This is a genomic window from Pantoea sp. sgz302252 (assembly GCF_042610525.1).
Classification (GTDB): domain Bacteria; phylum Pseudomonadota; class Gammaproteobacteria; order Enterobacterales; family Enterobacteriaceae; genus Erwinia.
In genome coordinates this window covers 701,866-721,674 of record NZ_JBHDVM010000001.1, presented here as the reverse complement: position 1 = coordinate 721,674, position 19,809 = coordinate 701,866, and the positions used below count along the sequence as shown (strand labels likewise).

The following is a 19,809-nucleotide window of genomic DNA, read 5'->3' as shown; positions in this document are numbered from 1 at the left end:
TATGCCGTTACGTTCGCACAGCGCCCACTGGGGCGCTTTTCATGCTGAATGGCGTGAAAACAAACTCGTTATCGAGCCGTTTGCCGAAGATCCGCATCCCAGCCCTTTATTGGGAAACCTGACGCATGCCTTAACCCATCCGGCGCGTATTGGCCAGCCTGCCGTACGCCGGGGCTGGCTGGAGCAGGGGCCGGGCGCCGATAATCGCCGCGGTGCCGATGAGTATATCAGCGTGAGTTGGGAAACCGCGTTTGAACTGGTCAGCCGCGAACTAAAGCGGGTCGGAGAAAGCCACGGCCCGGAGGCAATTTTCGGCGGATCTTACGGCTGGTCGAGCGCCGGGCGCTTTCACCATGCGCAGAGCCAGGTGCACCGCTTCCTGAACACCGTAATGGGCGGCTATGTGCGTTCGGTGAACAGCTACAGCTCGGGTGCTTCCGCCGTTCTGCTGCCGCATATCGTAGGCGACCTGAACGAAATCGCCCGCCGCGGCGTTAGCTGGCAGGAAATTGCGCTGCATACGGACGTTGTGCTGGCGTTCGGCGGTCTGGCGCTGAAAAATTCGCAGGTCGCCAGCGGCGGTCTGAGCGAACATACGGAAGCGGATTTTATGCGCCAGGCATCGCAGCGCGGCGCACATTTTATTTCTGTCAGCCCGCTACGCAGCGATTTACCGGCAGAAGCGGCAGGCGAATGGCTGCCTGTTAATCCCGGCACCGACGCGGCGCTAATGCTGGCGCTGTTGCATACTCTTTATCAGCGCGGCTGGTGCGATGAGGCATTCCTGAAAAACCACTGCGTCGGCTGGGAAATCCTGACCGCCTATATTCTGGGCGAGCAGGACGGCATTGTGCGGGATGCCGGCTGGGCAGAAGCTGTCTGCGGCGTGGCGGCTGATAAAATTAGCTGGCTGGCGGAACAGCTTTATGGCAAACGGGTTATGGTCACGGTAGCTCATGCCTTGCAGCGTGCAGAACATGGTGAGCAGCCAGTTTGGCTGGGCCTGGTGCTGGCCGCTGCGCTGGGACAGCCTGGATTACCGGGCGGCGGATTTGGCTATGCGCTTGGCGCGCTTGGCCACTATGGCAAACACCATAACCTGGTTTCCTTTCCCGCGCTGCCGCAGGGCAAAAACGGCATTGACCGGCTAATCCCGGTAGCGCGTATCGCCGATATGCTGCTGCATCCGGGCGAGCAGTTTGACTACAATGGCCGCCATTTGCGCTATCCGCAGATCAAACTTGCCTATTGGGCTGGCGGCAATCCCTTTCATCATCATCAGGATCTGGCGCGCCTGCGGCGGGCTTTTGCCCGTCTGGATACGCTGATCGTGCATGAAATCGCCTGGACGGCGACGGCACGTCACGCCGATATCGTGCTGCCTGCCACCATGAGCCTGGAGCGTGAGGATATAGGCGGCGCGCCTACCGACAGGCACCTGATCGCCATGCATCAGCTGGCTGAACCCTTTGGCGAAGCACGTGATGACTATGAGATCTTCTCCGAACTGGCGCGGCGGCTGGGACGCGAACTGGCCTTTACGGAAGGGCGCAGCACCAGAGAATGGCTGCGGCATCTTTACGGCCAGCTCGATGAAAAGCTGGCGATGCATGCCGTAAAGCTGCCTGCTTTTGACTGCTTCTGGCAGCAAGGAATTGTTAAGCTGCCGCAGGTTGAGGATGGCGGCCGTTTACTACGCGATTTCCGCAAGGATCCGCAGCGTTACCCGCTGCCAACGCCGAGCGGAAAAATCGAAATCTTCTCGCAAAAAATCGCCGATTTTCACTATGCCGACTGTCCGGGCCATCCGGTCTGGCTGGCGCCGCAACAGCAGCCAGATGCCGGGCATCCTTTCTGGCTAATCGCCAACCAGCCAGAAACTCGCCTGCACAGCCAGTTTGATTTTGGCGACTATAGCCTTAGCGGCAAAAGAGGCGGACGGGAAGTCTGCACGCTGAATCCTGAGGATGCGATGCGGCTGGATATTCGTGAAGGCGACGTCATCCAGCTTGAAAATATGCGCGGCATCGTGCTGGCCAGCGCAAGAATAAGCGATGAAGTCATGACAGGCGTGGTCAGGCTGCCGACCGGTGCCTGGTACGATCCGATCGACCCGCTGGCCGTAAGACCGCTGTGCCGCCACGGTAATCCTAATGTGCTAACGCAAGATGTGGGCACTTCATCGCTGGCACAGGGCTGCTGCGGGCAAATTGGCGTGGTGGCCGTGCGGCGCTACATTGGCGAAGCGCCGCCGGTACAGGCATTTATGCCGCCGGTTTGATAAACAGGCTGAGCAGCTGGCTTAGCGCGTCGTCTTCGCGGAGCTGACAAAGCTGCTCAATTTTTTGCTGTTCTTCCGCGCTTGCCGAGGGCAGGCAACTGCGTAATTTAGTGGAAAGATTAGGCGGCGTGGCGATACTCTGCTGCCGCGTCACCCGGCAGCGCCAGGCAGGGCGATCGGCAAAGCAAAGCGCAACTTGATGAAAGCGAGCCGAAGGGTTGATAGCGTCAGGCGGCGCGCTTTCATCGGGGCAGCGCCTGACTTTTGCCGCCAGCCTCGCCGTATCCGCATCCAGTTCGCCCTCGGCAAAATCAGCCAGCGTCAGCTCGCCGTGCAGCAGCGCGCTGGCAATAACATATTCAAGGCTGAAACGGGCTTCGATGCCGCTGCGCGGCTCGCGTACCGAAGCAGCCGTATCGCCGCCGGGCGGAAAAGCCACTTCTATATGAGCTATAGCCGTGAGAAATTCATGCGGCTGTCGGCCTTCCTCCAGCCAGCGCTGGCGTAATTTCAGCGCCGCATCCGCCGCGCTGTGGGTGCCGCTACAGGTGGCGTAAGGCTTAAACTCCAGCCCTGGCGTAACGATACGCCAGGGCTGTCCCCAGTTATGCAGCAGTAGACTCGCGTCGCTGCTTTCGCCGCCGCAGGCGGCCAGAAAAGCTTCAATTACGCCGGAAGCCTGACCGCCAAAATCGGCCTGAGCCAGTCGCAGCGCCATGACTGCCGAACGCGCCGCCAGACCAGCATGCAGAGGCTTAATCGCTGAGCCGAACTGCGCGCGTAGACCGCTGGCGCTGGTCGCCGCGATCCCTAATGCGACCGTTGCTTGTGACGTTGTCACCTTTAACAGTCGTGCGGCGGCGGCCGTAGCGGCCAGCGTGCCGAGCGTGGCGGTATTGTGGAACCCGCGCTCATAATGCCGTTGTGAAATCGCCAGACCAAGCCGTCCTGCTGTTTCCACGCCGATAATCCAGGCATCCAGAAAAGCCGCAGCGGTGACTTGCCGTTCCGCTGCAAGTGCCAATAGTGCAGGCAGGACAACAGTGCCAACATGCCCGCGAAAATCCGCATGAAAATCATCAAAGTCCAGCGCATGTCCGGCATAGCCCAGCAGCAAAGCTCTCGTTTCGCTATTCTGCTGCGGATAGAGCTTTTTTAATTTTTGCCAGCCGCTGTCCAGGATTTCGTCACGCAGCAGCGGCAAAGCCACAGCGGTAAAATCGAGCAATCCGGTGCGGGCCTTATTCCGCGCCAGATCGTCGGGCTGACTGTGGCAAATCAATTCGGCCAGCTGCGCCGTTACATTTTCGCTCATGCTTCTGCCGCCAGTTCATGGCCTGCGGCAAACGCCAGCGCCGCCAGATAGCGAGCCGCCGGAAATAGGGCCTGATCATCGACGCGGAACTGCGGATGGTGCAGCGGCCACGGGCCGCCAGAGCCGACCATGACAAAAGCGCCGGGAATATGCTGCTGATAAAACGCGAAATCCTCGCCTATAGGGCTGGCCTCAATAGTCCGGGCTTCCAGCTCGCTCGCGGGGGCCTGGTCAAGCGTAAAAGCCGCCCAGCGCTCATCGTTCCATACTGAAGGCGGGCCGGGCTGCCAATCCAGCGCAAGCTCCGCATTGAACGACACGCCTAACCCAGTCAGCAGCTGGCGTAGCCGCTGCTCAAGCAACGTGCGGCTGTCGGCATTAAAAGTGCGCACCGTGCCTTCCAGCCAGGCCTCTTCCGGGATCACATTCCAGGTAGTGCCGCTATGGATTTGCGTAATGGAAACTACCGCATTCTGGTCAGAAGGCAGATTGCGGGCGATCAGAGTTTGCAGCGCGGTAATCAGCTGACCGGCGATGACGATAGGGTCATTTCCCTCATGCGGGCGGGCGGCATGCGTGCCGGTTCCTTTAATACGGATAGCGAAACGATCTACGCCTGCGGTCAAGGCGCCAGCTTTACAACCGACAACGCCGACCGGCAGGCCGGGATCGTTATGCAGGCCGAAAATCACCTTTGCGCCGTCCAGCGCGCCGCTTGCGATAATGGCAGGCGCACCATGGCCCGTTTCTTCCGCAGGCTGGAATAATATGCGCACGCTACCAGCGAGCTGTGCGCGCTGTTGCTGAAGCAGGATCGCCGCGCCAAGCGCTGCCGAAGCGTGAAAATCATGGCCGCAGGCGTGCATCACGCCTGGATTTTGCGAACGAAACGCGTCGCCGGACTGCTCTTCAATCGGCAGCGCGTCAATATCGCTGCGCAACACCACCAGCGGGCCAGGTTGCTCGCCGCGAACTTCTGCAACCAGGCCGGTCTGCAACGGCAAATCCAGCACGGCGATATCATGGCTGGCCAGCTGCTCGCGCAGGTAAGCGGTGGTGGCGTACTCCTGACCAGAAAGCTCAGGAAAACGATGCAGATAATGTCTTACTTCCTGTAGATAATTAACCAGCTGCGTCATAAAGATCTCCCGGTAAGCCAGCGATCGTGCAGCGCAGGATCGAGAATTTTTTTCATATAGAGCGTAGTGTGTCCTTTGCCCAAATTAGCCGTGTGCTGTGGCTCAAAGCCAAGCTGCTTATAAAAAGTTCGCAGCCAGGGATGCTCAAGGGCGGTGCCCAGCGAGTAGGCGGGAACGCGCAGCTGCCCCATTAAGATTTCTCTCTCAAGCCAGTCCAGCAGCTTGCCGCCCAGGCGCTCACCGCGCCGACAGGGATCGCTGGCAAACCAGCCGAGATGCGGCAGGCCAAAGGGGCCGGGCAGCGGCCCCCAGGGATAGCGCAGGGTGACGCTGGCAATCAGCTTTTCGCCGTCAAACATGCCGTAAACGCCATGCTGGCTCAAATGCGCTATCGCCTGCTCCGCCGTGGCATAGCCTGCATCGAAATGAATATTAAGTTCGCGGGCAGAGGCATAAGCTGCCAGCACCAGCGGTAAATAATCCTCAAGGTCAGACTTATTGAGCTGGCGGAAATGTATTTCGTTAAGAAGATAAGAAAAGCGGCGCGGAACTGACATTAAACATTCCCTGAATAATTCTGCGATAAAGCCAAAAGCCTATCAGCCTTCGGGAAATTGCTATATCTGTATTCCGGTATAGCATTTGCGAAATCCTTCTCTGCAAAAGCGCGACGGAATATTGTCAGGCTATGGCTGAAGGGGCATGCTGTTTCCACTTATTTTTCCGGCTGTTAAATGGATCCCGCCGTGCTCGCCATTAAATTACCGCAACACTATCTGCAACAGCCTGACCTGCTCAGCCGCGCAGGGGAATATCTCTCTCCGCTGGGCCGCAGGCCTTTTTTCATTTCCACGCCGCGCGCCTGGCAGGCGGCCAGCCCGTCGCTGCGGGCTTCGCTAAAGCAGGCTGGATTAAGCGGCGAACCTCACTGGCTTAAAAGCTACTGCACCACCCAGGCGGTCGAACAGCTGCGTCAGGCGGCACGCGACCTGCGGGCAGATCTGATTGTCGGTATCGGTGGCGGACGAGTGCTGGACACGGCAAAAGCGGTAGGTGACGGCGAGGAGGGCTGGCCGGTGGTGACTATTCCGACACAGGCGGCGACCTGCGCGGCCTGGTCGCCCGTTAGCATTTTTTACGATGAACAGGGCGGCCACTCGCGCAGCGCGCCGCTAAAAAAATTACCCGCGCTGGTGCTGGCGGATAGCAGCGTTATCGCTCGCAGCGACGTGCGTTACCTTAAAGCCGGCGTTGTTGACGCGCTGGCGAAATGGTTCGAGTTCCAGCCTTATCAGCAGCGGGATCCGCACCGTCTTTCGCTTAATTTGAAAGCGTTGATGGCACACGAAGCGCTACGCGTTTTCGAAAACTTCGGCGTGCAGGCGCTGGAAGATTGCCATCAGCAAAAGATCACGCCTGCGCTTACTCAGGTTATCGACGGCTGTATTGCGCTGGCCGGGCTGGCTAATAGCGTGCGGGATGAGCTGCCTACGCCAGGCTTTGCCCACGCGATCCACAATCGCCTGACGCGGCAGCCGGAGCTACATGGCTGGCTGCACGGTGAGAAAGTGGGCTTTTGTCTGCTGATCCAGTCCATTTTACAGCATGGCGAAGCGGATCCGACGCTGTTGCAGCTGCTGCGCCAGTTTGATGCGCCGCTGCGGCTGCCCGAGCTTGAAGAGCCGCGCGCGCAGGCGCTGCGGCGTATCGCTCAGGAAGTGCGCTTTCCGGCGGATGCGGCTGCCAGACTACCTTTCGCTACCGACAGTACGGCGCTGGAGCAGGCGCTGCTTGCCGCCGATCGGTTCTTTTAATTCTTTTGCCGTCGCCAATTGCGCGGCGCTTGCCATCAGGACTTGTTATGACAACTACTGCTACATCCCGCGCTATGCGCCTCGGTCTTTTTGTACAGCCTTTAGGCCATCATGTTAGTGGCTGGCGAGTTACGGAAAAGCTGGGGTCGCCCACGGATATCGACTGGCTGATTGAGATCGCGCAAAAAGCGGAGAAAGGGCTGTTCGATCTCTTTTTCGTCGGTGATGCGCTGGCCACCAGCGTTTTCCGCCTGCCTTCTACCATGGCGCGATTTGAACCGCTGACGCTGTTATCGGCGCTGGCGGTCTCCACAAAGCGCATCGGACTGGCAGCAACGGCTTCCACCACCTTCAGCGATCCTTTTAGCCTGGCGCGCAGTTTTTCTTCCCTGGATCATATCAGCCGTGGCCGCGCGGCCTGGAACGTTGTGACTTCATATTCAGATGACGTGGCGCGTAATTTTAGCCTGACCGATATGCCGGGCCACGCCGATCGCTATGCTCGCGCAAGGGAATTTTTAGCTGTCACATTTAAACTGTGGGACGGCTGGCAGGCGGGCGCGGTAGCGCCGGATGCAACGACAGGCCGTTATTTTATCGACGATCGCATTCAGCCAATCGATCACCAGGGCAGTCATTTTCAGGTGCAGGGGCCGCTGAATATCAGCCGCTCGCCGCAGGTCAGGCCAGTGATTATTGCTGCCGGATCTTCCGGCGATGGTCAGCAGCTGGCCGCCGCCTACGCGGAAGTGGTGTTTACCGCCGCCGCAAGCCTTGAAGAAGGCCAGGCTTTTTACCGTGCGCAGAAAGCCCGCGTTGCGGAAGCGGGCCGCAAGCCGGAGCAGGTTGTGATTATGCCGGGCGTGATGCCGATTATCGGTCGTACGCGGGAAGAAGCGGTGGCAACTTGGAAATCGCTTAATCAACTGGTCGATATCACCAACGGCCTGAACCAGCTGTCGCAGCGTTTCGGCATGGATATGAGCCAGTTTCCGCTGGATGGCCCGGTGCCGGAAGTGCCGCCGGGCGAAGGTAACCAAAGCCGGGTGAAGCTGCTGACCGACATGGCAAAACGCGACAATCTGACGCTGCGCGAGCTGGCGGCGGTAGCGGCTGGCTCGCGCGGGCACCGCGTAGTGGTCGGCAGTCCGACGGAGATCGCCGATGATTTACAGCAGTGGCTGGAGCAGGGCGCAGCGGATGGCTTTAATATTATGCCTGCGGTAATGCCGGAACAGCTGGATCTGTTTATCGAGCTGGTGATCCCGGAGCTGCAAAGGCGCGGGCTTTTCCACACCAGCTATCAGCACACAACGTTGCGAGAAAATCTGGGATTGCCGCCGCTGGATTAGTGGCAAACCCGAACGCGCCGCCCGGAACCGGGGCGCGTTTCATTTTTTTCGTGCCGGTCAATCATTATATTTACGTAAAACAGCTCTTCTGTTTTATTTAAAATTGTATTTTTTATTGAAATAAATAATACCTGTCATGGCAAAGCTTTATCATATTTCATATTAGACTTCATTTTAGGTGAATGTTATTTCTTTACTGGCAAGGAACAATATAACTTCACCTGTATAATGAGAAATAAAATAATGATAGCTAAAGCTTTAAAACGGAATAAACGCACGCGCCTGTTATTTTCGCCGCTATTCGTACTCTGTGCAGCAGGGTTTGTCGCTTCGGCAGCGGCGGAAGAGCCGGTGAAAGGCGGCACGCTAATCTATGCTACCGATCGTGAGCCAACCTGCCTGGATCCCCACGTTGACGGTGATATGCCGCAGGTTTTTGTAGCACAACAATATCTGGATTCATTGGTATCAATGGATGAACAGGGCGCGATCCAGCCATGGCTGGCTAAAAGCTGGGAGGTATCGCCGGATGGAAAAACCTATACTTTTCATCTGCGGAATGACGTGAAGTTTACTAACGGGGAAAAATTCACTTCGCAGGCGGTTAAAGCCAACCTGGATCATATGGCGAATCCCGCCACGCAGTCCTCAACGGCAGGCGGCTATATTCGCCAGTACGTCTCGACCGATACGCCGGATGAACAAACCGCCGTGGTCCATCTTTCCAGCCCTTACGCCGCTTTTCTTGAAGTACTGGCGCAGGGATTTTTAGGGATAGAAGCGCCAGCGGCGCTGGCCCGTTCGCGGGATGAAAACTGCCAGTCGCCGGTAGGTTCCGGGCCGTTTAAAATTGTAAAATGGGATCGGCAAAACCAGGTGGTGCTGGCGCGGAACCCGGACTATAACTGGGCGCCGCCCTATGCGCATCATCATGGCCCGGCTTATCTTGAGCAAATAATCTGGCGCTTTATCCCCGAGCCGGGCGTACGCTTTGCGGCGCTGCGCAGCGGCAAAGTAGATGTTATCGAAGCGCTGCCGCCGGAGTCAGAAAGCGCCGCAACGCGCAACCGTAGCCTGAGCGTGCTGATTAAAGATCGTCCGGGCAATCCAACCTATGGCGCGCTGAATACCCGTCGTGAGCCATTCAATGAATTGAAAGTGCGTGAAGCTTTTATTCGTTCTGCCGATATCGACGGCGCGCTCGCCAGTATTTTCTTTAATCATTTTCATCGCGCCAGCGGCCCGCTTAGCCCGGTAACGCCGTTTTACAGTCCGGACTTTGCTCATGCCGACGATTACGATCCGGCGCTGGCGGCAAAGTTGCTGGACGAAGCAGGCTGGAAACAGACCTCGGCTGGCGAGATCCGCACGCGCAACGGCAAGCCGCTGGTGGTACATATTCCGGTTAGCGCTTCGACCAGCACGCCGGAACGTACGCTGTGGGAACAGGTACAGGCCACCGCGCGGCAGGTCGGGTTTGATGTACAGCTACAGCCAGTCAGCGACGCGCAGTCCACCGATCTGCAAAGTAAATGGGATTACGATGTCAGTTTGGGCTACTGGAATACCAACACGCCGGACGTGCTGCGCATTCTGTTCAGTTCCGCCTTTCTTGGCGCGGCCGGTTCAGGCGGCTATCACCAGAACGATACCGGCTTCAGCGATCCGGCTTTTGACAGGCTAATGACTCAGGCACTGCAAACGCAGGAGAGCGGCGAACGCAGAAAGCTCTACTATCAGGCACAGAAAACCATTTCAGAAAATTATTTGCAGTTGCGCACCTATCCGCAAAGCACACGGCTGGGGATTTATAAAACGGCCCACGACGTGCGGCTGGAGCCGTCGCTGACCGTAAGCTGGCTCTACGACGCCTGGGTGAGCAAATGAGCGCGTCAGCCAGCCTGGCGCGATCCCGGCAACGTGGCAAAAAGATCCTGCACCGGCTTTTTGGCGGGATAGTAGTGCTGTGGGCCTCCGCTACCGTGACGTTTTTCGCGCTGCATCTGACCCCGGGCGATCCGGTGCGCGCTATTCTCGGCGGGCCTTCTTCAAATCCAACGCCGGAAACCATTGCGGCCACGGTGAAAGAGTTCGGGCTGGATAAACCACTGTACGAACAGTATCTGATCTGGCTGAAGCGGCTGCTAAGCGGAGATTTCGGCGTCTCTTTCTCTCAGCACCAGCCGGTGACGGAGGTGATTGGCAGCCAGCTGGGCGCAACCTTGCAACTAACCGCTGCCGCGCTGCTGTTTGCCTGGCTGCTGGCGCTCTTTTCCGTACTGGCGACGGCCAGGCGACATCGACTGGTAAGCGCGCTCGGCTCGGCTCTGGAAACGTTAAGCGCCGCTTTGCCGCAATTTTGGCTGGGGATCGTGCTGCTGTCGGTCTTTGCTTTCGGCCTGCAATGGTTTCCACCAGAAGGCGACGACGATGTCATCAGCCTGGTGCTGCCCGCGCTGGCGCTGGCAATCCCGCTGGCGGGTTTTATGGCCCAGGTGATGCGCGAAGCCTTTGAGCTGGCGGCTGAGCAGCCCTTTGTATTAAGCGCGCGGCTGCGAGGCGTAAGCGATTTGAAAGTGCGTTTGCGCCACGTCCTGCGTCACGCCTTGCTGCCTGTGGTCAGTCTTTCCGCCTGGGCGGTCGGCGCGCTGATGGGTAACGCCGTGCTGATTGAGCTGATTTTTTCGCGTCAGGGCATTGGCCGTCAGCTCTATCAGGCAGTGATGAAGCAAGATATGCCGCTAACGGTAGGGATCACACTGCTGATTACCCTGGTTTATATCGTCGCCAGCCTGCTGGTCGATTTTCTATATACCCTGATCGATCCCCGTATTGCGGAGGGCCAACGATGAGTCTTTCTCCCGTTAGTATTGAAACGACGCTGGCGCGTCCTGGTCGCCGCCTTAACGTTGCGCCAGGCGCCTTGCTGTCTGCTCTGTTTCTGCTGTTTTTAGCAGTAGCCGCGCTGTTTCCCGGCTGGCTGGCCGCCTGGGATCCGTTAGCAATCGCACCGCGCGAGGCTTTTCAGTCGCCCGGCAGCCTGCATTGGTTTGGCACCGATCAGTCAGGCCGCGATTTGTATAGCCGCGTCATTTATGGCGCGCGCCAGTCGCTGCTGCTCGGTATCGGCGCGGTGGCGCTCTCTGCCTCGCTGGCTGTACTGCTGGGCGTGGCGGGAGGACTTAGCGGCGAAGCGGGGCAGCGCGTTACCGGCTGGCTGCTGGATATCCTGTTCTCTTTCCCAACGCTGATACTGGCGCTGCTGTTCAGCGCCCATCTCGGCAGCGGCATCGGGCCGCTGATTATCGCTACCGGCATCAGCAATGCGCCGGGCTACGCCAAAATGGTTTACGGCCAGGTGTTGAGCGTGCGCCATGCAGGCTATATCGATGCAGCGCGTGCGCTGGGTCATTCGCCGCTGCGTATTATCCGGCGTCAGCTATTGCCTAACGCTTTGCGTCCGCTGCTGGTGACGCTGACCATGGGCGTAGGTCAGGCGATCGTCTGGTCTTCCGCACTCTCTTTTCTTGGGCTGGGCGCACCGCCGCCTGCCGCTGAATGGGGCACGCTGCTGTCCATGGGCCGCGATTTTGTCGAGCAGGCCTGGTGGCTGACCTTTTTTCCAGGGCTGTTTATCGTGCTGACGACCCTGGCGACTTCCGTACTGGGGCGCTACCTACAGCGGCGATCTGAGGGACGTTTGTTATGAACAATAGAGAACTGAAAGTCGAAGGGCTGTCGGTTACGCTGCCTTATCACGGCGAACATAAAAGAGTGGTGCATAATATCTCTTTTACGCTGTCGCCCGGCAAAGTTGTGGCGCTGGTCGGCGAATCCGGATCAGGCAAAAGCGTGACCGCGCGTGCGCTGGTTGGCTTAACCGCACCGGGCGGCCAGTTACAGGCTCGTCGCATGCAACTGGGCGAGCAGGATTTGTTGCCGCTGAAGGAAAAAGCGTGGCGCGGTCTGCGGGGCGGAGCCATCGGCTTTGTGCTGCAGGATGCGCTGGTTTCGCTCGATCCGCTACGTACCATCGGCAATGAAATAGACGAGGCGCTGAAAGCGCACGGCTGGGGAGCTCGCAGGGATCGCCAGGCACGGATCTTTGAACTATTACAGCAGGTCGGTATTCCCCAGCCCGAGCTGCGCGTTCACCAGCGGGCAGGAGAACTCTCCGGAGGACTAAGGCAGCGCGCCCTTATCGCCTGTGCGCTGGCACTCGATCCGCCTTTTCTTATCGCCGACGAACCCACTACCGCGCTGGATACTACCGTTCAGGCGCAGATCCTCCGGCTCCTTGCCAGTATTCGCCAGCAGGGACGCGGACTCTTACTTATCAGCCATGATCTGAATGTGGTTTCACAGCTGGCCGATGAGGTCATCGTTATGCATCACGGCGAAGTTGTTGAGCAGGGCGATGCACGGCAGGTATTACAACATCCACGCCATGATTACACCCGACAGTTGCTGGCCGCCACGCCGGGCGCCCGCAGCCAGCTGCATATGCGGCGCACGTCGGCTGATTCTGCGCCGGTATTGGTCGCGCGCAATCTACACAAAACCTTTACCCGCGGCGGTCGGCCGATAGCAGCGGTAAAATCCGTTAGTTTTCAGCTTCACGCCGGAGAAACGCTGGGCATTATTGGTGAGTCCGGTTCGGGAAAAACCACGACGGCACGTATGGTGATGGGGCTGCTGGAACCCGACAGCGGCGAAATAGATTTCGTCGGGTTGCCCTGGGTGAATCCGCAGGCCGCAACACCGATAAAGGAACAGCAGCGCCGCTCGCGCCGTCGGGCGTTAAGCATTATCTATCAGGATCCGCTCAGCTCGTTTGACCCACGCTGGACGGTGCGGGAAATTCTGCGCGATGCGCTAAGCGTTACGGATTTACCGGCCGCGCAGCACGGGCAGCGCATTGATGAACTTTTAGCGCAGGTGCGGCTACCGGCTAGCCTGGCGGAACGTCGGCCGCTGCTGCTTTCTGGCGGGCAGCGCCAGCGTGTAGCTATCGCCCGTGCGCTGGCGACCGAACCCGAGGTGATTTTGTGCGACGAGCCGGTTTCGGCGCTGGATGCCTCGGTGCAGGCGCAGATCCTCGATCTGCTCGACAGCCTGCAAGCTTCACTCGGCCTGGCCTACCTGTTTATTTCCCATGACTTAACGGTTATCCGCCATCTTTGCGACAGCGTGCTGGTGATGCGCGACGGCGAGGTAGTGGAACAGGGCGAGGTGGCAACGCTGTTCAGCCAGCCGCAGCATCCCTTTACCCATCAGCTACTTGCCGCCGCCAGCGGCGCAATTTCCGGAGTGCAGTATGAGCAAGCAGATTCGCTTTAACGCTTTTGAAATGAATTGTGTCGGCCATCAGGCCTCGGGTTTATGGCGTCATCCGCGCGACCGTTCGGGTGACTATAAAGAGATAGGCTATTGGACAGATCTGGCGAAGCTGCTGGAAAAAGGGCTGTTCGACGGGATTTTTATTGCGGATGTTATCGGCTACTACGACGTATACGGCAATAGCGTTGATACCGCCGTACGCGAAGCCGCACAGATCCCGGTCAACGATCCGCTACAGCTGGCGGTGCCGATTGCCATGGTAACGGAGCATTTGGGGATTGGCGTAACTATCTCCACGACTTACGAACATCCCTATACTTTCGCCCGTCGGCTTTCTACAGCCGATCATCTTACCGGCGGCCGTATTGGCTGGAATATTGTCACTTCCTATCTCGACAGCGGCGCGCGTAACGTCGGCCAGAAGGCGCTGCTAAATCACGAGTTTCGCTATGAAAAAGCGGAAGAATATATGGAAGTGCTCTATAAGCTGCTTGAAGGAAGTTGGGAAGCGGATGCGGTAGTGCGTGACCGGGAAAAGGGCATTTTCGCCCGTCCGGAGAAAGTCCACGCTATTCGCCACCAGGGCAAACATTTTCAGGTACCGGGCGTCCATATGAGCGAACCTTCGCCGCAGCGCACGCCGCTGCTTTTTCAGGCTGGCTCTTCTACCTTCGGCGTGCGTTTCGCTGCGCAAAATGCCGAAAGCGTGTTTGTAAACTCACACACTTTGCCCGGCCTGAAAAAGTACGTTTCCACACTGCGCCAGCAGGTAGCGAAGCAGGGCCGCGATCCGCACGGCGTACTGGTCTATGCCCTGATTACTGTGATCGTCGATGAGACTGACGAAAAGGCCGAGGCGAAATGGCAGGAGTATCAGCAATATATTTCGCCTGAAGGCGCGCTGGCGCTGATCTCAGGCTGGAGCGGCATCGACTTTGCCACGCAGCGGGCTGATGTTCCGTTGGGCAAAGAGCTTTCCGGCGCTATACCGGCACTGGTAAACACTTTTGCCGGAGAACAGCAAGAATGGACGGTGGAGGAATTCGCCCGCTTCGGCAGTATCGGCGGGCTGGGCAAAGTCTTTGTCGGCTCGGCGACGACGGTCGCCGACCAGCTACAGCATTGGGTAGAAGAAACGGACGTCGATGGGTTTAACCTCGCCTATGTAGTAGCGCACGAAACCTTCGCCGACGTGGTGCAATGGCTGGTGCCGGAGCTACAGCGCCGCGGCGTATACCGCACCAGCTATCCGCAGGGAAAAACGCTGCGCGAAAAGCTGTTTGGCGGCGGGCCGCTCCTGCCGGATACGCATCCCGCCCATCGCTACCGCGATCCCAAACAATACGGCCAGCCGCAAACCAGCGAGGTCAAAGCCTGAGCGCCGCGCCCAGCCTGCCGCTAAAATCACGGTGCCGTCCTGTAAATACCGATCGTTCATGGCCGCTATCTAAGAGCGGCCATTCAATTCCTGCACCGCTGGCTGGATTAGAGCGGCCAGTCCAGCTGCTTTTCGTCGATATTATAAAGCGTGGCGGTGGCGGCCAGTACGGACTGCTCGTCATGGCCCGGCTTATGGGATTCCACATTGGTGATGTGATACCCCACGGCGCCTGCGGCCAGCGCTTTCTTAACGAGCGCGTCATGCAGCTCTTCCAGCGAGGTTGCCCAGCTAACTTCCGTCACGCCGACGGGCGTAATAGCCGCTTTTTCCCGATGAGAGAGTCCTGAGCGAACCAGGATCGGCTCAATGGATTTAGCGGTAAAAATAGAGATCACATCCTGAACTAAGGCTTTCATCGTCTCGCTCCTCATAGCGGCAAATGCGCGAAATGTTATTGGCTTTCATTACTTGTTAAACAAAAGTAACTTACCAGCAATGATAAAAGCTTTTTCTGCGGCGGCGATTTTGGCTTTTCCTGCTAATTTCGCCTGGAGACAAGTTCGTTCACATTTCAGGAAAGTTTTCGTCGGGATATTTGCATCTGATTACATTTGCTGGATTTTTGATACCCGGTGCGAAGCTCAGGCAGTAAGCCCTGTTGCCGTGTTCGGCAACAGGAATAAAGGCGCTTAATTTCCCTGATGATAGCCAGCTTCGCCGTGTGCGGTTAAATCCAGGCCTTCCAGCTCGTCCTGCCGGTCGACTCGTAGCCCGTTGCACAATCTGGCGGTAATTTTTAGCGCTATCCAGCTGGCAACAGCGGAGAACAAAAGGCTGAACAGGATGGCGCTGCCGTTAACGACTAATTGCTGCCATAGCGAGCGTCCGGCGATAAAACCGCTGCCGCCGAGCGCAGCCAGCGCAAAGAACGGCGTGAGCAGCCCGCCGACAATACCGCCGACGCCGTGCAGAGCGAAAACATCAAAAGCATCGTCCAGCCGCAGACGGTGTTTAATTAACTGCACGGCAAACAGACAACAGGGCGCAGTCAGCGCGCCAACACAAATTGCGCCAACCGGGCCGACATAGCCGCAGGCGGGCGTAATGCCTACCAGCCCGGCGACCGCACCGGAAACTACGCCGAGCAGGCTGGGCTTTTGCTGCCGTCGCCACTCAATTGCCATCCATGCCAGCGCGCCGCCGAAAGCGCCCAGCAGCGTATTGAGCACCACCAGCATCGCAAAGCCGTTGATCGCCAGCGCGCAGCCGCCGCAGAAACCCAGCCAGCCCAGCGTCAGCAGCGCGCCGCCGGTAAGGGTCATCGTCATATTATGCGGAATCAACGCCGCCGTGCCGAAGTGATGACGGCGACCGAGAGCCGCGGCGGCAACCAGCGAGGCAATACCCGCATTGATATGCACCACGTTGCCGCCAGCGAAATCCTGCACGCTCAGCGCCGCCATCCAGCCGCCGCCCCAGGCCATATGAGCCAGCGGAAGATAATCCAGGGTTGCCCAAATCGTGATAAATACCAGCACGGCGGAGAACTTCACGCGCTCTGCCACCGCGCCAGTAATCAGCGCTGGCGTGATGGCGGCAAAAGTAAGCATAAAGAAGATATAAACATATTCCGGCACCGTGCCAACCAGCGAATCTGTAGTGACGTTTTGCAGAAATGCTTTTTCGCCGCTGCCGATAAAGCTGTTAAAGCGCTGTCCGTCGGTAAAGGTAAAGCTGTAGCCGTAAAGAATAAAGATCACGCCAACCAGCGCCGCGACGCTGAACACCTGCATCAGCACCGAAAGCACATTTTTACTCTGCGCCAGGCCGCCATAAAACAGCGCCAGACCGGGCAGGCTCATCAGCAGCACCAGCACAGCCGTTACAAAAACAAAACCGGCATCACCGCTATTAAACGCTGGCGCGGCAAAAGCGGGCGCGGCGAACAAGAGCGAGAGAAGAGGCAGGAAACGGGAATTAAGCATGTTGCACCTCAGGCAGGGCGAAAAAAAGCCGCCGAAAAGGCGGCAGGGGGTTGTTGACAAAGTATACCGGTGCTGGCTCAGGAGGGCCTGTGTCTTCCGCAAAGACGCAAAAAGCACCCTCCGTGGTAGCTCAGTACGGGCCGTCCATGGCCCGTAGTGCTTCACAGGCCCTCCATCGCTTCAGGTTCAGCAGTCTGGGCCGCCGAAAAGGCGGCAGAGAAATGAGCTGAGTGGTACGGGTTATTTCAGCGGCTGGCCCGGTATCCAGTTGGTGCCCGCCAGCGGTACGCGCGCCATGGCGGCGGCTTCCACATTCAGCGCGACCAGATCTTCCGGTTCAAGGTTATGCAGATGCGATTTGCCGCAGGCTCGCGCCAGCGTCTGGGCTTCCAGCGTCAGCACGCGCAGATAGTTAGCCAGCTTTTTACCGGCGAGTTCGGGATCGAGACGCTTGCTCAGCTCAGGATCCTGGGTGGTGATCCCAGCCGGATCTTTGCCTTCCTGAAAATCATCGTAAAATCCTGCCGCCGAACCCAGCTTTTTATACTCTTCCTCATAGCGCGGGTTATTGTCGCCCAGCGCAATCAGCGCCGCCGTGCCGATAGCCACCGCATCCGCGCCCAGCGCAATAGCTTTTGCTACGTCTGCGCCATTGCGGATCCCGCCGGAAACGATTAGCTGCACTTCGCGATGCAGGCCCAGCTCCTGCAATGCCTGGACGGCCTGGGGAATAGCGGCCATGGTTGGAATGCCTACGTGCTCGATAAAGACATCCTGAGTTGCCGCTGTGCCGCCCTGCATACCGTCAACCACTACCACATCTGCGCCAGCCTGAACCGCCAGCTTCACATCGTAATAGGTACGGGTCGCGCCAACTTTGACATAGATTGGCACCTGCCAGTCGGTAATTTCCCGCAGCTCGGCGATTTTGATCGCCAAATCGTCCGGCCCGGTCCAGTCCGGATGGCGGCAGGCGCTGCGCTGATCTATGCCCTGTGGCAGGCAGCGCATTTTTGCCACGCGCTCGGAGATCTTTTGTCCCAGCAGCATACCGCCGCCGCCCGGCTTCGCGCCCTGGCCAAGCACAACCTCAATTGCATCCGCCTTGCGCAAATCATCGGGATTCATACCGTAGCGCGAGGGCAGATACTGGTAAACCAGCTTACTGGACTGGCCACGTTCTTCCGGCGTCATGCCGCCATCGCCGGTAGTGGTGGAGGTGCCGACCGCTGAAGCGCCGCGGCCCAGCGCCTCTTTCGCCTGCGCCGACAGCGCCCCGAAACTCATGCCAGCGATGGTTACGGGCGTATCTATGACCAGCGGCTTTTTAGCGAAGCGGGTGCCAAGTACCACTTCCGTACTGCATTTTTCGCGGTAGCCTTCCAGCGGATAGCGCGACATGCTCGCGCCCAGAAAGAGCAGGTCGTCGAAGTGTGGCACCTCGCGCTTGGCGCCCCAGCCGCGGATATCGTAAATGCCGGTTTCCGCCGCGCGCTGGATCTCCGCGATAACCGAACGGGTGTAGGTGGCGGATTCCCGCAGCGAAGGATGCTGTTTGTCGCTCATAGTATTCTCCTGGCTCAGTACGCTGAGGCGTTATCCACTTTGAAGTTGTAAAGCTGACGGGCAGAGCCGTAGCGGGTAAAAGCGGCCGGATTTTCATCCTCAAAGCCCGCCTGCTTCAGCAGCAGGCCCAGCTCTTCGATATGCTCCGGGCGCATCTCTTTTTGCACGCAGTCCGCGCCCAGCGAGGCGACTTTGCCTTTCACGTAGATATGCGCTTCGTAGAGCGAATCGCCCAGCGCTTCGCCCGCATCGCCGCAGACCACCAGACAGCCCGCCTGGGCCATAAAAGCGCTCATCGCACCGATATCGCCTTTCACCACGATATTGATGCCCTTCATGGAAATCCCGCAGCGCGCGGCGGCATTGCCCTCAATAACCAGCAGGCCACCGTTGCCGGTTGCGCCAGCCGATTGCGAAGCATCGCCTTTCACGCGCACCGTGCCGGACATCATGTTTTCCGCGACGCCAACGCCGACATTACCCTGGACGGTAACAGAGGCTTTCTGATTCATGCCCGCGCAGTAGTAGCCCGCGTGACCCGCAATATTGATAGCCACTTCGTCGTTCACGCCGCAGGCGATGTTATGCGCGCCATCAGGATTCACTACCTGCCAGTTTTTTATTTCGCGGGTAAGCGCCGCGTTATGCAGCGCCTGGTTCAGCTCGCGCACGCCCGCGCTCAGATCGTAAGTTCTCATTGCAGTGCTCCTGTTTGTTCGCTGCCGCGCTGCCACACATAAATTTTTGCCGGTTCCGGCTCCCAGACTTTTGCTTCTTTAATGCCGGGCAAATTCGCCAGCGCGCGGTATTCCGAAGCCATAGCTACGTAGTCGTCGGTTTCGGCGATCACCGCAGGTTTACAGGCGATAGGGTCACGCACTACAGCGAAGCCGTCGCGGGTGCCGATAGCAAAGGTGAAAAAGCCGTCCAAATCTTTTAGCGCGTTCTCCAGCGCGCCTTGCAGGCTGTCGCCCTGACTCAGCCGCCACGCCAGATAGCCTGCCGCCACCTCAGAATCGTTTTCCGTTTTAAACTGAATGCCCGCACGCTTGAGTTTTTCGCGCAGCCGATTGTGATTAGAGAGCGAGCCGTTATGCACCAGACAGAGATCCATACCGGTCGAAAAAGGGTGGCTGCCCTGAAGGGTTACGGCGCTTTCGGTAGCGAGGCGCGTATGGCCAATTGCGTGGCTGCCCTGCATGGTCTGCAAACTGAAGCGATCGGCCACCTCGGCGGGCAAACCGACGCCTTTCAGAATCTCAATACTGTGCCCAGCGCTCAGCACGTCGATCTGCGGCGCATGATGGCTTAGCCACTCCAGCGCGGCCGCTTCCTCTGCGGCCAGTTTAAAGACCGCCACGCTGGCGTTCTGGAACCAGCTTTCCACCTTGCCGAAATCTACCGTTAGCTGCTCAGCCAGCGCGTTCCAGTTATAGCCCTCATCTTCGCAGCGCAGCGTCAGCTTGATGCCGCTGTCGTAATCATCGCCATACACCGCGAAACCGGCGCTGTCGCAGCCGCGCTCGGTCATAGAGATCAGCATCGGCCGGAACAGGTCGCCGAGCTGCTTTTCCATAGCCGCATTTTTGAAATAAAGTCCCACAATTCCACACATAGCTAGTCCTCTGAACAGGCG

General features: G+C 58.3%; 16 protein-coding genes. 8 read left to right on the top strand and 8 right to left on the bottom strand.

What is annotated here, in order from left to right:
- The first annotated feature begins 1 nt into the window (after nucleotide 1).
- Nucleotides 2–2,281 (top strand): molybdopterin-dependent oxidoreductase, encoded by a 2,280-nt coding sequence (locus ACETPC_RS03210; protein WP_380178520.1) that lies wholly within the window; start codon nucleotides 2–4, stop codon nucleotides 2,279–2,281.
- Here the strand turns inward: ACETPC_RS03210 and ACETPC_RS03205 are convergent.
- Genes ACETPC_RS03205 through ACETPC_RS03195 form a run of 3 tightly spaced genes read right to left on the bottom strand, consistent with a single transcriptional unit; the run spans nucleotide 2,265 to nucleotide 5,292 of the window.
- Entirely contained in the window at nucleotides 2,265–3,596 is a 1,332-nt protein-coding gene (locus ACETPC_RS03205; RefSeq protein WP_380178518.1) for an MmgE/PrpD family protein, read from the bottom strand. The two genes, ACETPC_RS03210 and ACETPC_RS03205, sit on opposite strands and share 17 nt — an antisense overlap.
- The gene (locus ACETPC_RS03200) at nucleotides 3,593–4,735 is read right to left on the bottom strand and encodes an amidohydrolase (RefSeq protein WP_380178516.1); all 1,143 of its coding nucleotides are present in this window, start codon (nucleotides 4,733–4,735) and stop codon (nucleotides 3,593–3,595) included. The genes ACETPC_RS03205 and ACETPC_RS03200 overlap by 4 nt, the downstream gene beginning before the upstream one ends.
- The gene (locus tag ACETPC_RS03195; RefSeq protein ID WP_380178514.1) at nucleotides 4,732–5,292 is read right to left on the bottom strand and encodes a GNAT family N-acetyltransferase; all 561 of its coding nucleotides are present in this window, start codon (nucleotides 5,290–5,292) and stop codon (nucleotides 4,732–4,734) included. Before ACETPC_RS03195 ends, ACETPC_RS03200 begins: the two co-directional genes overlap by 4 nt.
- 189 nt (nucleotides 5,293–5,481) lie before the next feature.
- Here ACETPC_RS03195 and ACETPC_RS03190 point away from each other — a divergent pair, with 189 nt between their 5' ends.
- The 7 genes from ACETPC_RS03190 (at nucleotide 5,482) to ACETPC_RS03160 (ending at nucleotide 14,619) form a co-directional block, all read left to right on the top strand.
- Complete coding sequence (locus ACETPC_RS03190; RefSeq protein ID WP_380178512.1) at nucleotides 5,482–6,549, top strand: iron-containing alcohol dehydrogenase family protein; 1,068 nt, start codon at nucleotides 5,482–5,484, stop codon at nucleotides 6,547–6,549.
- Between the two features lie 47 nt (nucleotides 6,550–6,596).
- Nucleotides 6,597–7,901, top strand: coding sequence for an LLM class flavin-dependent oxidoreductase (locus ACETPC_RS03185; RefSeq protein WP_380178510.1), 1,305 nt, complete (start codon nucleotides 6,597–6,599; stop codon nucleotides 7,899–7,901).
- Nucleotides 7,902–8,144: 243 nt separating this feature from the next.
- The gene (locus ACETPC_RS03180; protein ID WP_380178508.1) at nucleotides 8,145–9,788 is read left to right on the top strand and encodes an ABC transporter substrate-binding protein; all 1,644 of its coding nucleotides are present in this window, start codon (nucleotides 8,145–8,147) and stop codon (nucleotides 9,786–9,788) included.
- A complete protein-coding gene (locus tag ACETPC_RS03175; RefSeq protein ID WP_380178506.1) occupies nucleotides 9,785–10,753 on the top strand; it encodes an ABC transporter permease in 969 nt (322 codons plus the stop codon). The genes ACETPC_RS03180 and ACETPC_RS03175 overlap by 4 nt, the downstream gene beginning before the upstream one ends.
- A complete protein-coding gene (locus ACETPC_RS03170) occupies nucleotides 10,750–11,610 on the top strand; it encodes an ABC transporter permease (RefSeq protein WP_380178504.1) in 861 nt (286 codons plus the stop codon). The genes ACETPC_RS03175 and ACETPC_RS03170 overlap by 4 nt, the downstream gene beginning before the upstream one ends.
- Entirely contained in the window at nucleotides 11,607–13,241 is a 1,635-nt protein-coding gene (locus ACETPC_RS03165; protein WP_380178502.1) for a dipeptide ABC transporter ATP-binding protein, read from the top strand. Before ACETPC_RS03170 ends, ACETPC_RS03165 begins: the two co-directional genes overlap by 4 nt.
- Nucleotides 13,219–14,619, top strand: a complete 1,401-nt coding sequence (locus tag ACETPC_RS03160) for an LLM class flavin-dependent oxidoreductase (RefSeq protein WP_380178500.1) — start codon at nucleotides 13,219–13,221, stop codon at nucleotides 14,617–14,619. The genes ACETPC_RS03165 and ACETPC_RS03160 overlap by 23 nt, the downstream gene beginning before the upstream one ends.
- A gap of 107 nt (nucleotides 14,620–14,726) precedes the next feature.
- Here the strand turns inward: ACETPC_RS03160 and ACETPC_RS03155 are convergent, their stop codons facing one another.
- From ACETPC_RS03155 to ACETPC_RS03135, 5 genes are all read right to left on the bottom strand, one after another.
- Complete coding sequence (locus ACETPC_RS03155; RefSeq protein WP_380178498.1) at nucleotides 14,727–15,038, bottom strand: DUF1471 domain-containing protein; 312 nt, start codon at nucleotides 15,036–15,038, stop codon at nucleotides 14,727–14,729.
- Nucleotides 15,039–15,311: 273 nt separating this feature from the next.
- Nucleotides 15,312–16,607, bottom strand: coding sequence for an ammonium transporter (locus ACETPC_RS03150; protein WP_380178496.1), 1,296 nt, complete (start codon nucleotides 16,605–16,607; stop codon nucleotides 15,312–15,314).
- A gap of 240 nt (nucleotides 16,608–16,847) precedes the next feature.
- Nucleotides 16,848–18,173, bottom strand: a complete 1,326-nt coding sequence (locus ACETPC_RS03145; RefSeq protein WP_380178494.1) for an FMN-binding glutamate synthase family protein — start codon at nucleotides 18,171–18,173, stop codon at nucleotides 16,848–16,850.
- A gap of 14 nt (nucleotides 18,174–18,187) precedes the next feature.
- Nucleotides 18,188–18,871, bottom strand: coding sequence for a protein glxC (locus ACETPC_RS03140; RefSeq protein ID WP_380178492.1), 684 nt, complete (start codon nucleotides 18,869–18,871; stop codon nucleotides 18,188–18,190).
- Nucleotides 18,868–19,788 (bottom strand): glutamine amidotransferase family protein, encoded by a 921-nt coding sequence (locus tag ACETPC_RS03135; protein ID WP_380178490.1) that lies wholly within the window; start codon nucleotides 19,786–19,788, stop codon nucleotides 18,868–18,870. Before ACETPC_RS03135 ends, ACETPC_RS03140 begins: the two co-directional genes overlap by 4 nt.
- Between the last annotated feature and the right edge of the window lie 21 nt (nucleotides 19,789–19,809).